Source organism: Microbacterium amylolyticum (assembly GCF_011046975.1).
In the GTDB taxonomy this organism is placed as follows: domain Bacteria; phylum Actinomycetota; class Actinomycetes; order Actinomycetales; family Microbacteriaceae; genus Microbacterium; species Microbacterium amylolyticum.
This window is the reverse complement of the sequence record NZ_CP049253.1, coordinates 2,066,510-2,079,603: the sequence shown is the minus strand read 5'-3', so window position 1 is coordinate 2,079,603 and position 13,094 is coordinate 2,066,510. Positions and strand designations below refer to the sequence as shown.

General features: G+C 66.1%; 12 protein-coding genes. 8 read left to right on the top strand and 4 right to left on the bottom strand.

All coding sequences use genetic code 11. The features are described from left to right. Positions 1–2: 2 nt before the first annotated feature. The 3 genes from G6N81_RS10065 to G6N81_RS10055 are packed head-to-tail and all read right to left on the bottom strand — an operon-like array spanning position 3 to position 3,272. On the bottom strand, positions 3–920 hold the full coding sequence (locus tag G6N81_RS10065) for a carbohydrate ABC transporter permease (RefSeq protein ID WP_165136372.1): 918 nt from the start codon (positions 918–920) through the stop codon (positions 3–5). Beyond that, positions 917–1,996 carry a carbohydrate ABC transporter permease gene (locus G6N81_RS10060; protein ID WP_165136369.1) on the bottom strand — a complete coding sequence of 360 codons (1,080 nt, stop codon included), beginning with the start codon at positions 1,994–1,996 and terminating at the stop codon, positions 917–919. The genes G6N81_RS10065 and G6N81_RS10060 overlap by 4 nt, the downstream gene beginning before the upstream one ends. A gap of 1 nt (position 1,997) precedes the next feature. Further along, the gene (locus tag G6N81_RS10055; RefSeq protein ID WP_165136366.1) at positions 1,998–3,272 is read right to left on the bottom strand and encodes an ABC transporter substrate-binding protein; all 1,275 of its coding nucleotides are present in this window, start codon (positions 3,270–3,272) and stop codon (positions 1,998–2,000) included. A 133-nt stretch (positions 3,273–3,405) separates the two neighbouring features. Between G6N81_RS10055 and zapE the strand changes: the two genes are divergently transcribed. The 4 genes from zapE to G6N81_RS10035 all read left to right on the top strand — a co-directional run bounded on the left by zapE (position 3,406) and on the right by G6N81_RS10035 (position 6,432). Then, complete coding sequence (gene zapE, locus G6N81_RS10050) at positions 3,406–4,371, top strand: AFG1/ZapE family ATPase (protein ID WP_165136363.1); 966 nt, start codon at positions 3,406–3,408, stop codon at positions 4,369–4,371. Positions 4,372–4,449: 78 nt separating this feature from the next. Further along, on the top strand, positions 4,450–4,698 hold the full coding sequence (gene purS / locus G6N81_RS10045; protein WP_165136360.1) for a phosphoribosylformylglycinamidine synthase subunit PurS: 249 nt from the start codon (positions 4,450–4,452) through the stop codon (positions 4,696–4,698). Further along, complete coding sequence (gene purQ, locus G6N81_RS10040; RefSeq protein WP_165136357.1) at positions 4,695–5,402, top strand: phosphoribosylformylglycinamidine synthase subunit PurQ; 708 nt, start codon at positions 4,695–4,697, stop codon at positions 5,400–5,402. Before purS ends, purQ begins: the two co-directional genes overlap by 4 nt. Positions 5,403–5,502: 100 nt before the next feature. After that, positions 5,503–6,432: an NAD(P)-dependent oxidoreductase gene (locus G6N81_RS10035; RefSeq protein ID WP_165136354.1), complete on the top strand. Its 930-nt coding sequence runs from the start codon at positions 5,503–5,505 to the stop codon at positions 6,430–6,432. 16 nt (positions 6,433–6,448) lie between these two features. Here G6N81_RS10035 and G6N81_RS10030 read toward each other — a convergent pair whose 3' ends face one another. Continuing rightward, positions 6,449–7,033, bottom strand: coding sequence for a nucleotidyltransferase family protein (locus G6N81_RS10030; protein WP_165136351.1), 585 nt, complete (start codon positions 7,031–7,033; stop codon positions 6,449–6,451). A 72-nt stretch (positions 7,034–7,105) separates the two neighbouring features. On the opposite strand from G6N81_RS10030, the gene G6N81_RS10025 reads away from it, so the two are divergent. The 4 genes from G6N81_RS10025 to G6N81_RS10010 are packed head-to-tail and all read left to right on the top strand — an operon-like array spanning position 7,106 to position 13,091. Then, positions 7,106–8,185: an XdhC family protein gene (locus tag G6N81_RS10025; RefSeq protein WP_165136348.1), complete on the top strand. Its 1,080-nt coding sequence runs from the start codon at positions 7,106–7,108 to the stop codon at positions 8,183–8,185. Between the two features lie 14 nt (positions 8,186–8,199). Further along, complete coding sequence (locus G6N81_RS10020) at positions 8,200–9,000, top strand: FAD binding domain-containing protein (protein ID WP_165136345.1); 801 nt, start codon at positions 8,200–8,202, stop codon at positions 8,998–9,000. Beyond that, complete coding sequence (locus tag G6N81_RS10015) at positions 8,997–11,627, top strand: molybdopterin-dependent oxidoreductase (RefSeq protein WP_165136342.1); 2,631 nt, start codon at positions 8,997–8,999, stop codon at positions 11,625–11,627. Before G6N81_RS10020 ends, G6N81_RS10015 begins: the two co-directional genes overlap by 4 nt. 48 nt (positions 11,628–11,675) lie before the next feature. Further along, complete coding sequence (locus G6N81_RS10010) at positions 11,676–13,091, top strand: NCS2 family permease (RefSeq protein ID WP_165136339.1); 1,416 nt, start codon at positions 11,676–11,678, stop codon at positions 13,089–13,091. The last annotated feature ends 3 nt before the right edge of the window (positions 13,092–13,094 follow it).

Genomic DNA, 13,094 nt, shown 5'->3' with positions numbered 1-13,094 from the left:
GGTTATCCCTTTACAGCGCCCGCCATGATGCCGCTGACAAGCTGCCGTCCGGCCACCACGAACAGCAGGAGCAGAGGCAGCGTCGCGAGAACGACACCGGCGAGAACGATCGAATAGTCAACGAAGTGATTGGACTGCAGCAGCGCGAGCGCGACCGGCAGCGTTGGGTCCTGTCGGTCCAAGACGATAAACGGCCAGAAGAAGTTGTTCCAGGCCTGGACGAAGGTGAAAAGGAACAGCATCGCCGCCGCCGGACGCGCCGCCGTCATGCCGACCGTCCAGAACGTGCGGATCATGCTGGCGCCGTCGACGCGTGCCGCTTCGATGAGCTCATCGGGAACAGCCTGGCGCAGATACTGCGTCATCCAGAACACTCCGAAGGCGCTCGCGAGCATGGGGACGATAACGGCCCCCACCTTGCCCGTCCACCCCAGTTCGGCAAACAGCACGTACAGCGGGACAACGCCCAGCTGCTGCGGAACGGCCATCGTCGCGATGACGAACGCGAGCAACGCCTTGTTGCCGGGAAAGCGGAGCTTCGCAAAGGCCCAGCCGGCGATGGTCGAGGACATCACAACCGCAACGGCGATGACCGTCGACGTCCAGATGCTGTTCCACAGGGCCCGCCAGAAGTTGACGGACGGATCGTTCACAACGGCCGCCGCGTTCGCGAAGAAGTTTCCGCCGGGAATCCACGACCGGTTGGGATCGCGCAGTGTTGAGGAGTCTCCCGAACCGATGAGGAACGAGAAATACAGCGGGAACAGGCTCGCGAGAAGAACCGCGATAAGCCCTCCGTATACCCAGAATCCCGGACGGTAGCCGCGGATACGCCGCGGACGTCCCGTGCGATCCTTTGGCGCGACAATCGTGGCCGTGGCGTCTCCGCCTGCCTGATGGGGCTTCAGCAGATCGGTCATCGTGCCCCCTCCTTGTTCTGTGCGCGGCGATCACGCTGATCGCGCGCCAACTGCCGTCGCTGTGCGCGAGTGAGTGTGGGACCTCGCCCGCCGGCATCGCCGATCAACTTCTGTGTGACGAGAAGGTTGATCAGCCCGATGGCGAGGATGATGAGGAACAGGAGCCAGGCCATGGCGGCCGCACGCCCGAAGTTCCACTCGGACCAACCGAGGTTGTACAGGTAGAGGGTGATCGTGAGCCACTGGCTGGCGGCACCGCCCTGTCCGTACTGGTCGAACATCCGCGGCTCTTCGAAGACTTGCAGGCCGCCGATCGTCGAGGTGATGATGACGAAGATGAAGGTGGGCTTCAGCGACGGAAGCGTGATGGACCAGAACTGCCGCAAGACACCTGCTCCGTCCACACGGGCGGCCTCGTAATAGTCACGAGGAATTGCCTGCATTGCGGCGAGCAGAATGAGGGCGTTGTAGCCCGTCCATCGGTAGTTGACCATCGTGGAAATCGCGACGTGACTCCAGAAGGGTTCAACGTGCCACGGGATCGGGCCGATTCCGATGGCCGTCAGCCAGGCGTTGATCTGCCCGGAGTTGTCGGCGTAGAGAGCGTTGAAGATGAGGCCGACGGCAACGGGGGCCACGACATACGGCAGCAGCGCGCTCATCCGCCAGAAGGTCTTGGCGCGGATGTGCCGGTCGAGCATCGTGGCGATGAACAGCGCGAGAATCAGCTGGGGGACGCTCGAGAGCAGGAAGATGCTGAACGTGTTGCGCAGCGCGATCCAGAACTTCGGCTGGCTCAGAATCCAGGCGTACTGGTCGAAGCCGATGAATTCGCCCTCCTGCCGGATCTGGTCCCAGTCCATGAACGAGATCACGGCGGTGTAGATGAGGGGGAACAGACCGACGATGGCGAACAGCAGGAAGAACGGGGAGATATAGAGGAAGGGCGAGACCTTGAGGTCCCACCGGCTGAGCTTCTGCGAGAAGCTCAGCACGCGCACGCGGCGCTGACGGTCAGACGGAGGCGAGGGCGGGGGCGACGCTGTGCGCGCCGCCCCCTTGTCAGCAATCAGCATGTTAGAGCGACGCGACCTCGTTCAGCCACGTGTTCCAACTGTCATCGGGGCTTTCGAGCCCGTCGAACACGCGAGTGACCGCCTGGTTGAGCGCATCGTGGATCGGGAAGAACTTCGGGCCCTTGAATGGCTCGACGCTGACCGACTCGGCGCGATCGATGCCGATCTGCCCCGTCGGCGCGTCGTTGAAGTACTCGCTGACATAGCCCGTGAGCGACTCGCTCTCGTAGGCGGCGGGCTGGCTCGGGAAGGCGCCGGCGTTCTCAAACGCCTTGACCTGCGTTTCGGGCGAGGTCAGCCAGTCGGCAAGTGCCTGAGCCGCTTCGACGTTGTCTCCGTTTGCGGGGACGACAAGGTACGAACCGCCCCAGTTGCTTCCGCCACCCGGGTACGCGCTTGCGACGTCCCAGCCATCGACGTTCGGTGCCTCGCCGGCGATGATGCCGTGCATCCACGGCGGGCAGAGCATCGTGGCGAACTCGCCGCTCGACATCGACGCGTACCAGTCGTCCGACCACTGGCCGGCGTAGGCCGAAACGGGGAGGGCACGCTCGATGACGGTGTCGTAGGCCTCGCGCACGGCGGAGTTGCTGTCAGCGATGATCTCGCCATCCGGCGTCTCGTAGATCTCGGTCAGCTGGTTGACCATGCCCTGCAGCACCGAGTTGGAGGCGTCGATGAAGGGCTGGCCGGTTGCTTCAACGTAGTCGTCGGCGACGTCGAAGAAGGCGTCCCACGTGGGGAAGAGCTCGGCGACCTCGTCGCGGTCGCTCGGCAGACCCGCCGCTTCGAACAGGTCGGCGCGGAAACAGATGCCCTGCGGACCGATGTCGGTTCCGTATGCAACGAGGTTGCCGTCGGCGTCCGTTGCGGCGGCTTCCTTCCAGTCGAGCCATCGACCTTCAACGCCGGCGGGAACGGGAGCAAGCAGATCCGAGTACTCCATCAGCTCGGCGAACCAGTCAACCTCGACGCCCTCGATGTCGGACAGGCCGGAGCTACCGAGCTTCTGGAAGAGGTTGTAGCGTGCGTCGTTTGAGGTGGCTGCGCGATTGTGGATAACGCGAATGCCGGTTTCTTCCTCGTACATCGCAAGGAGTTCTTCCGTGTAACCGAAGTCGTTGAACGTCGAGATGCTCAGCTCGGTCGGCGCGGAACCGTCTCCGGTGTTCGCGTCAGTGTCAGCATCAGATGCACCGCACCCGGCGAGGGCGAGGGCTCCGGCGGCAACAACGGCGATGCCGCCTGCTGCGCGTCGATTAGCGGGGGTACTCATGGTTCCACTCCTTCGTGGTGAGACAAGTGTGGGATCGCTCCCACGGGGCACCAGCAACAATATGAGAGCGCTCCCACGCTGTCAAACTCCGTGACCGTTCCGTGACCAACGCGCCGCCTGGAAGAATGAATCGGTGATCGAGCGAGACGATCGCCAGCGCGCCCTCGTCGCCGCGCTCGGCCAGGGCGACAGCATCTACGTGCACGGCCCCGCAGGACGCGGCAAAACGCACATCGTCGACGCCCACCTCCGTCACACAGCGCAGGCACCGCTTCGCGTTCACTTCCACGCCTTCCTCGCCACCCTGCACCGCGCCGTCTTCGCGCGACAGACCGCGATCCGAGAACAGCGGCTCGCGGCAGGATCGACGAACGAGGACCCGGCAAACGGCCCGCCCGATCCCGTCGAGGCCGCCCTCGCCGATGTCATCGGCGAGGCACGCGTTCTCGCTTTTGACGAGTTTCACTTGCACGATCCCGGCGATGCCCGCCTCCTCACGCGCCTTCTCGAGTTCGTCCTGGCGCACGGCATCCGGTTGATTGCCACGTCGAACTATCCGCCGGGTCTCCTGCTCCCCGACCCCGTGTGGCACCACATCGCACTGCCGGGAATCCGGATGATCGAGCACCAGATGACCGTTTTTCACCTCGACGGCGGGCGCGACTACCGCCAGCCAGGGACCACCGGTTTCGGCTCCGGAATCTGGACGAGGTCACGCCCGCAGCTCCCCCCGCGCGGTACCGCCGAGAGCGGCGCGAGGGTCGATGTCGGCGAGCGGACGTTCACCGTGACGGCAACAGCGGGGGATGAGATCTGGCTGACGTTTTCCGAGCTGTGCGAACAGGCGACGTCAACGATCGAATTCCTCGCCTGGGCCCAGCGATTTCGCCGCTGGAACATCCTCGACATTCCGCGGTTCGACACCGTCCCACCCGGAGCCCAGCAGCGTTTTCTCACCGCCGTCGACATTCTCGTTGACGCGGATATCGCCACCACCTTCACGAGCCTGGTCCGCCGCGACGATTTCATCGCCTCGGCCGGTGCGCGGCCAGATGCGCCACGCCTCGCCAGCCGCCTGCGCATGCTTCACGAGAGCTGAACCACGGAGAACGGGCGACGTCATCGCCGTGCCCTAAGATCGAGGGGTACCCCTGCCCGCGACATTCGGAGCTCACATATGCCCACCATCGTCGTTGACGTTATGCCCAAGGCCGAGCTGCTGGACCCGCAGGGCAAGGCTGTGACAGGATCGCTCGCGCGCCTCGGCCACGGAAAGTTCCAGAACGTGCGCATCGGCAAGCGCATCGAGCTCACGGTCGACGGTGAGGTCACGGACGAGATCCTCGCCGAGGCGAAGCAGATCGCCGACGAGGTGCTGTCCAACCAGGTCATCGAGGACGTCGTTGGCATCGAGGTGGTCGAGTGACCGCCCGCATCGGCGTCATCACCTTCCCCGGCTCCCTCGACGACCGCGACGCTCAGCGCGCGGTTCAGGTTGCCGGCGGCGAGGCCGTCGCCCTGTGGCACGGATCACACGATCTCCAGGGCGTCGACGCCGTCATCCTGCCCGGTGGATTCTCGTACGGTGACTACCTGCGAGCCGGCGCCATCGCCGCTCTTGCCCCGATCATGGCAGAGGTCAAAGACGCCGCTGCGAAGGGGATGCCGGTTCTCGGTATCTGCAACGGATTCCAGATGCTCGTGGAGGCACACCTGCTTCCGGGCGGCCTCATCCGTAACGCGCACCAGCAGTTCATCCGCCGCGACCAGAAGCTCACGGTCGAGAACAACGACACGGCATGGACCAGCGAGTTCTCGCGCGGCCAGGAAATCATCATCCCGCTGAAGAACGCCGACGGCGGCTTCATTGCCTCCGCCGATACGCTCGAGCGCCTGGAGGGCGAGGGACAGGTGGCCTTCCGCTACCAGGGTGTGAACCCCAACGGTTCGCTGAACGACATCGCCGGCATCACCAACGAACACGGCAATGTGGTTGGCCTGATGCCGCACCCCGAGCACGCGATCGAGCCCGGCTTCGGTCCCGACACGGCGACGGCAATGCGTTCCGGAACCGACGGCGTTCCGTTCTTCACCAGCGCGATCGCCGCGATCACGCACATCGCGGCCTAACGCCGCAACGCGCAACGGCAGCCGCCCGGTTTTCCGGGCGGCTGCCGTTGCGCGTTGCGGCGAGACTTCACCGACAGGTGAAGGCGAGTATCGTGGCGCCGTGACCACTTCGATCGTGCTTTCCGTGCCCACACAGCAGCTCGCCGACGACGTCCAGGCCATCATTGATCCGTCGCTGGGTATCGATGTTGTGGTGTGGGCGGACGGTGACGCTCCGCGCGAACGCATCGACGTCGTTGTTCCGCCATACATGAAACAGGGGGCGATGCTCAGGGCGATCGCCGATGTTCACCCCTCCCTGGTGCAGGGACAGGCAATCGGCTACGACGGCGTTGCGAACGTTCTGCCGGACGGCCTCGTGTACGCCAACGCCGCGAGTGTGCACGAAACGGCAACGGCCGAGCTGACCCTCGCTCTGCTCCTCGCCGCACAGCGCGGACTCGTCGACATCGTGCGCGCACAGGATCGCGGCGAGTGGAACAGCTTCTGGACGCCGGGGCTGGCTGACCGCCGTGTCGTTCTGCTCGGCTACGGCGGCGTCGGCAAGGCGATCGCCGCGCGCCTGGCCCCGTTCGAAGTCGACATCGTTCCCGTTGCCTCACGCCCCCGCGACGAGGACGGTGTCCACGTGCACGGTATTGATGAGCTCACGGCGCTGCTCGGAACGGCCGACATCCTCGTCAATGTGCTTCCGGGCGGCCCCGCCACCCGACACCTCATCGATGACGCCGCCCTCTCGGCGCTTCCGGACGGCGCGCTCGTCGTCAACGTCGGGCGTGGCACGACATTCGACACGGACGCGCTCGTCGGCCATCTCTCGCGCGGCCGGATCCGGATGGCGAGTGACGTTTTCGATCCCGAACCGCTTCCCGCCGATCACCCGCTGTGGCAGCAAGAGAACGTGTTCATCACACCGCACGTCGGCGGTCTGTCCGCCGCGATGCGGCCACGGATCGCACGACTGGTCGCCCGCCAGGCCGAGCGCATCGCTCGCGGCGAATCACCCGTCAACGTGGTGATCGGCGCGTGACCGTCACAGCCGCCGCTCACCGCGGGGCGGCGTCGATGTCTTCGCCGTTCCAGAGATCGGCGCACTCCACCTGCGCGGCGCCGCGAGAGCGGAGATAAGGCCCCGCTCCGCGATCCCCGCTGAGACTCTCCAGAACTCCCGGCAGGTGATCGGCACCGATCAGAACGGGGTGTCCGGGCTGACCGTGATACACGGCCTGGCGAAGGGAGCCGCGGAGCCCGGCGAGAGTGCCGGCGTCATCCATCTGACGATCCTCGCCGATCACGCGCCGCACCGCCCGGGCGGGAAGGTGCGGGGTGTCAACGGGCACGATCACAACAGCGTCCGCCGACCCAGCCGCAACGAGCCCCGCGCGGATCGTTGCGGAAAGGCCGTCCGCCCACGCACCCGCTACCTCGACCTTCGCGCCATGCGGAACGAGGGCTCCCGCATCGGTCGCGCGTGCTCCGAGCACGACGATCACCTCGGAACACCCGCCGTCTCGTAGCGCGGCCACCGCACGATGCAACCAGGGCGTTCCGTCCGCTGTTCGCGCGAGCGACTTTGGCATCCCGTAGCGCGTACCAGCGCCCCCTGCCAGCACCAGTCCGACGATCCGCATGAACCGAACGTACCGGCAATGCAATATCCCGCATGCAATGTGGCCGCAATGTGAGATGCGTAGATTGAGGCCATGCTCGACCTCGCCGATCACCTCCTCCCGCGCCTGACGGCGGGACACCGGATCGTTGTGGTGACCGTGACCTCCGTCGCCCGAAGCGCTCCGCGCGGCATCGGTGCCTCGATGGCCGTCACGGGTACCACCGAGGTGATCGGTTCGCTGTCGGGCGGATGCGTCGAGGGCGACGCCGTGGCCCTCGCCCACCAGGTTCTCGCCGATGGAGTCTCCCGCACCGCGCGCTTCGGCTTCGACGACGAAACCGCTCACGCCGCCGGCCTGGCGTGCGGCGGCCAGGTGGAGGTCGTTGCCTACGCCGTCACGCCCGATATGCGCGCCGCCTTGGAGCGCGCCGCGAACGATCTACCGACCACGATCGGAATCGACCTGGATACGGGCGGGCTCGTCAGCGGCGCAGACCTCGACGAGGCGGCCCTCCTGCGCGAGACGCGCCTCGTCACGTTTTCCGGACCGACTCATCGTCGCGTTCTGGCCATCAGCCGCGCGCCACGGCCACGCATCGTTCTGTGCGGCGCGACCGAGCATGCCGCCGCCATCAGCCGCGTCGCGACCTCTGCCGGGTTCGCCGTGACGGTCTGCGACCCATGGGAGATTCTCGTCACCGCTGAGCGCTTCCCCGGCGCCGATCAGCTGATCGTCGACATGCCGCACAACGTGCTCCCGCGGCTGCGTGATATCGACGCCAGGACGGCGGTTCTCGTACTCACCCACGACACGCGACTCGATGTTCCGGCGCTCGCGGAAGCGCTCCGTCTCCCCGTGGGGTTCGTGGGAGCGCTCGGTGCCCGCCGCACGGTTGCGCGCCGAGAAGAGTTGCTCCGTGACGAACACAGCGTCTCCGCCGATGACATCGCACGGATTCACTCACCGCTCGGGCTCGACCTCGGCGGATCGTCACCCGATGTGGTGGCGGTGTCGGTGATCGCCGAAATCCTCGCCGCCCGGTACGGCGGCACCGGTTCTCCGCTGCGCGCCATGGATGGTCCCATCCATCGCGACCTGCCTCCGCGCGCGGCCGCCTGTTCGCCGGACGCCGCCCCCACCACCCGACCGCTGTCCGCCCCGCGGCGATAACAGGGAGCCTGCTCATGGACCTCGACACGGTGACGTCGTATCGCCGAGCCTCCACACGCGCCGACCTCGCTCTCGCGCCGGGCGAAACGCTGCTCGCGGGAGGGACCCTGCTCTTCAGCGAACAGAATCCCGAGGTCACGGGCCTTGTCGACCTGACATCTCTCGGGTGGCCCGACATCGAAGAAACATCGACGGGTCTGCGCATTGCCGCCACCTGCACGATCGCGCGGCTCGTGGAGTATTCCCGCGCGAGCATATTCCCCGCGGCGACGCTCTTCGAGGACGCGGCTCATGCGCTGCTCGCCTCCGCCAAAATCTGGAACATGGCCACAGTCGGCGGCAACATCGTTCAGTCGTATGCGGCGGCGGCAATGGTGTCGATGGCGGTGGCTCTCGACGCCGAGGCAGAGATCTGGTCGCCCGACGGCAGCAACCGCCGCGTGCCCGTCGCCGCCATCCCTGCGGACAACGGTGCCAACACACTCGCTCCCGGAGAGATTCTGCGGGCCATCGACATCCCCTCGGGAACGTTGCGATCGCGGACCGTTCTCCAGAAGGAGGCGCTCGCGGACTTCGGCCGATCGGGCGCCGTTGTCACGGGGCGCCTCGACGATAACGGTGCGGCCACTTTTGCGGTCACGGCGGCAACAACCACCCCCCGGATCGTCCGTTTCGTGGCGCTCCCAGATGCCGAGCAGCTGGCGACCGCCGTTGGCGCCGTTGGCGGCTGGTACACCGACCCGCTGGGCTCGGCCGACTGGCGGCAGGCCATCAGCGTCGTTCTGGCTGAGCGCGCACGGAAGGACCTCGCATGAAGATCGCGGTCAACGGAGAAACGTACGACGTTCAGCCGCGGCCCGGCCAGGTGTTGCGCACCCTGCTGCGCGAACTGGGCCATACCGAGGTGAAAAAGGGGTGCGACGCGGGCGACTGCGGGGCATGCGCCGTCATCGTCGACGGAGATGCGGTGCACTCGTGCCTTGTGCCCGCCGTTCGCATGGATGGCGCACCCATCACAACGGCTGCAGGTCTCGCCCCAGAGGACGAACTCCATCCCGTTCAAGAGGCGATCGCGGCGGGATTCGGTTTCCAGTGCGGATTCTGCTCCCCCGGGATGAGCGTGACGGCATCCGCCCTGTCGGCAGACGACGTGCCAGATCTGGATCGCCACATGAAGGGCAGTCTGTGCCGGTGCACGGGCTACCGCCCGATTCGCGAGGCGATCGCCGCGGGCCTGGGGCCCGTGCGGGAAACCGGTACGCGGGCGCGCTCGGCACCGGCCGCGCACTGCGACGGCGTCGGGGCATCGACGATCCCTGAACCCGCCCGCAGAATCGTGCAGGGCCGAGAACCGTTCACCTTCGACGAGGTGCCGGAGGGCGCTCTTGTTCTGCGCGTGCTCGGAGCGCCTCACGCCCACGCGCGCATCACGAATATTCGCACCAATCGAGCAGAAGCCGTGCCGGGTGTGATCGCCGTTTTTACGCACCGTGACGTTCCGGATGTGCGGTACTCCTCCGCTCGCCACGAACACCGCACCGACGACGCCGATGACACGAGAATGCTCGACACCGTTGTTCGTCACGTCGGTCAGCGTGTGGCCGCCGTCGTGGCCGAGACCGCGGCGGCCGCAGAGGAGGCCTGCCGGCTCATCGCGGTTGACTATGAGATCCTCCCCGCGGTGTTCGATCCCGACGAGGCGCGCCGGCCGGGGGCCGTCCTCGTGCATCCGGACCGCACACCCGCGGATCGCGTCACGGACGCTTCCCGAAACATCGTGGCCGATCTGCATACGGGGCGCGGCGATATCGATGCGGCCCTCGCGGCGTCGGCCGTGACCGTGGATGAGGTCTGGCAGACCGGCCGGCAGATTCACGCGCAACTGGAGACCCACGGCGCCATCGGGCATCTGGCGGATGACGGCACGCTCGTGATCCGGTCATCAACGCAGGTGCCGTTTCTCACGCGCGACGAGATCGCCCGAATCTTCGATCTAAGCCGCGAGCGGGTGCGGGTGTACGCCCCGCGCGTCGGAGGCGGCTTCGGCGGAAAACAGGAGATCTTCGCCGAGGACCTCGTCGCTCTCGCCGTCTTGGCAACCGGCCGCCCCGTCGCCTACGAGTTCAGTCGCTCCGATGAGTTCGTGCGCTCGGCCTATCGCCACCCCATGCGCATCGCGGTGCGCGCCGGGGCCGATGAAAGCGGCCGGCTCACGGGCCTGGCGATTGATCTCCTGAGCGACGCGGGGGCCTACGGCAACCACTCCGCAGGTGTGATGTACCACGCGCTTGCCGAGTCCGTTTCGCTGTACCGGATTCCAGCTGTGCGCATCGACGCGGAGGCTGTGTACACCAACAACCCCCCGTCGGGCGCGTTCCGCGGCTACGGCCTGGGCCAGGTGATCCTCGCGGTGGAATCGGCGCTGGACATCCTTGCCCAGCGGCTCGACATGGACCCGTTCGACCTGCGCCGAGTGAACGCGGTGCGCGATGGGGACCCCATTTTGCATGCCTCTGGCGAGGTCGACGCAGAAACGCTCTGGGGATCGTACGGTCTCGATCAGTGCCTCGACCTTGCTCAGCAGGACCTCGCCGGCCCCAATGACGTTCCCGCCCCCGACGGCTGGCTGATCGGCGAGGGGATGGCTGCTTCGATGATCGCCACGATGGCGCCGCGTGGTCATATCGCTCATGCCACCGTGACGGCCCACCCCGACGGAACGTTCACTGTCGCCACCGGAACGGCCGAATTCGGCAATGGAACAACAACCGTGCAGCGTCAGATTGTCGCGAGCGCATTCGACGTTCCCGTTTCGCGCGTGCGGATCCGGCATGCCGACACCGATCTCGTTGATCACGACACGGGCGCTTTTGCGTCGGCCGGGATCACGGTGGCGGGAAAGGCCGTCTACGCCGCCTGCCTCGCCCTACGCGATCTGCTGGGTGGGCACACGCCGGACCACGATGTCACGGCCGATGGAACGGAGCGGGGCGAAAAGCGATCCTTGGCCTTCAACGTTCACGCCGTTCGCCTCGCCGTGGACCCGGAAACCGGAATCGTGCGCGTTCTGCGCCAGGTGCACGCCGCCGACGCAGGCGTTGTGATGAACCCGGCGCAGTGCCGCGGACAGATCGAAGGCGGGGTTGCCCAGGGCCTCGGCGGCGCGCTCTACGAACAAGTGCACATCGACGAGGGCCGCGTTGTGAACGCGGCGTTTCGGACGTACCGCGTTCCGCAGTTCGTCGACATACCCGATGTTCATGTGTCGTTCGCCCGGACGAACGACGACCTCGGCCCGTTCGGCGCGAAGTCAATGAGCGAAAGCCCGTACAACCCCGTCGCCCCTGCGATTGGCAATGCCATCGCGCGGGCGCTCGGCACCCGCCCCTTCGAGCAGCCCTTCGCCCGCGATCGTGTGTGGCGCCTCGCGCAACAGGGCTGAGCTGCCCCTTCCGCGAAACCACTCAGATGCATCTGAAAACATGGTGCAATGACGAGCACCACTGCGCCCCGAGGCGCCCTCGATCGCTTCTTCGCGATCTCTGAACGCGGCTCCTCGATCAGCGCGGAAATCCGCGGTGGTCTCGTGACCTTCTTCGCGATGAGCTACATCATCGTGCTGAACCCGCTGATCATCGGAACCGTTCCCGATGGCACGGGTGAATTGCTCGGGGGCGGCGACCTGTCCAAAATCGCCTCGGCCACCGCACTCGTTGCGGGTGTGCTGTCGATCCTCATGGGCGTGATCGCGAACTATCCCATGGCCATGGCGGCGGGCCTCGGCCTCAACGCCGTTGTCGCGTTCTCCATCGCGGCGCTCCCCGGCATGACCTGGGCCGACGCCATGGGCGTTGTTGTGCTCGAAGGAATCATCCTTCTCATCCTCGTTCTCACGGGGTTCCGTACCGCCGTTTTCAAGGCCGTCCCGGCATCGCTCAAGACGGCCATCGGCGTCGGCATCGGCATGTTTATCACCCTGATCGGCCTGTCGAACGCCGGTTTCGTCAGTTCGGGCGGGGCGACGCCGCTGCACCTCGGCAACCTCGCCTCTTGGCCGATTCTCGTCTTCGTCATCGGCCTCGTCCTGGCGATTGTGCTGCACGTGAACAAGGTCAAGGGCGGTCTCCTGATCGCCATCATCGTGTCGACGGCGATCGCCGTGACGCTGGAGAACACCCTGCACATCGGCGACGAGGGTCCGGGCTCGTTCAACACCGCCCCCGAGTTCACGGGAATCGCGGCGCTGCCGGACTTCTCGCTCATCGGCCAGTTCAACCTGCTCGGTTCCTTCCAGAACCTCAGCGTGATCGTCGTCATCCTGCTCGTTTTCACGCTTCTGCTGGCCGACTTCTTCGACACCATGGGCACCATGGTCGCCGTCGGCGCCGAGGCAAACCTGCTGGACGCCGAGCACAACCCCCCGCGTTCGAAGCAGATCCTCATCCTCGACGCCGTTGGCGCACTCGCGGGCGGCGCGGGTTCCGTGTCGTCGAATACGGCGTTCGTCGAATCGACCGCCGGCGTCGGCGACGGCGCCCGCACAGGTCTGTCCACGATCGTGACCGGCGTCTCGTTCTTGTTGGCGACGTTCCTCGCCCCGCTCGTCGCCCTCGTCCCCTATGAAGCCGCGGCCCCCGCCCTCGTTCTCGTCGGTTTCCTCATGCTGTCGCGCGTTGCCGAGATCGACTGGTCGCGTGCCGAGGTGGGCATTCCCGCGTTCTTCACGATCGCCTTCATGCCGTTCACGTACTCGATCGCCGACGGCATCGGCGCGGGCTTTATCGCCTTTGTGATCGTGAAGCTGGCAACCCGGAAGGTGCGTGAGATCCACTGGATCATGTGGGTCGTCAGCGCGCTTTTCATGGTCTACTTCGTCGTTGAGCCTCTGCAACAGCTCTTCATCTGATCG

Coding starts and splice junctions, on each gene's coding strand:
- G6N81_RS10055 (WP_165136366.1), bottom strand. CDS start 3,272: ATGAGTACCCCCGCTAATCGACGCGCAGCAGGCGGCATCGCCGTTGTT.
- G6N81_RS10060 (WP_165136369.1), bottom strand. CDS start 1,996: ATGCTGATTGCTGACAAGGGGGCGGCGCGCACAGCGTCGCCCCCGCCC.
- G6N81_RS10015 (WP_165136342.1), top strand. CDS start 8,997: ATGAAGATCGCGGTCAACGGAGAAACGTACGACGTTCAGCCGCGGCCC.
- G6N81_RS10010 (WP_165136339.1), top strand. CDS start 11,676: ATGACGAGCACCACTGCGCCCCGAGGCGCCCTCGATCGCTTCTTCGCG.
- purS (WP_165136360.1), top strand. CDS start 4,450: ATGCCCACCATCGTCGTTGACGTTATGCCCAAGGCCGAGCTGCTGGAC.
- G6N81_RS10020 (WP_165136345.1), top strand. CDS start 8,200: ATGGACCTCGACACGGTGACGTCGTATCGCCGAGCCTCCACACGCGCC.
- G6N81_RS10030 (WP_165136351.1), bottom strand. CDS start 7,033: ATGCGGATCGTCGGACTGGTGCTGGCAGGGGGCGCTGGTACGCGCTAC.
- G6N81_RS10025 (WP_165136348.1), top strand. CDS start 7,106: ATGCTCGACCTCGCCGATCACCTCCTCCCGCGCCTGACGGCGGGACAC.
- G6N81_RS10065 (WP_165136372.1), bottom strand. CDS start 920: ATGACCGATCTGCTGAAGCCCCATCAGGCAGGCGGAGACGCCACGGCC.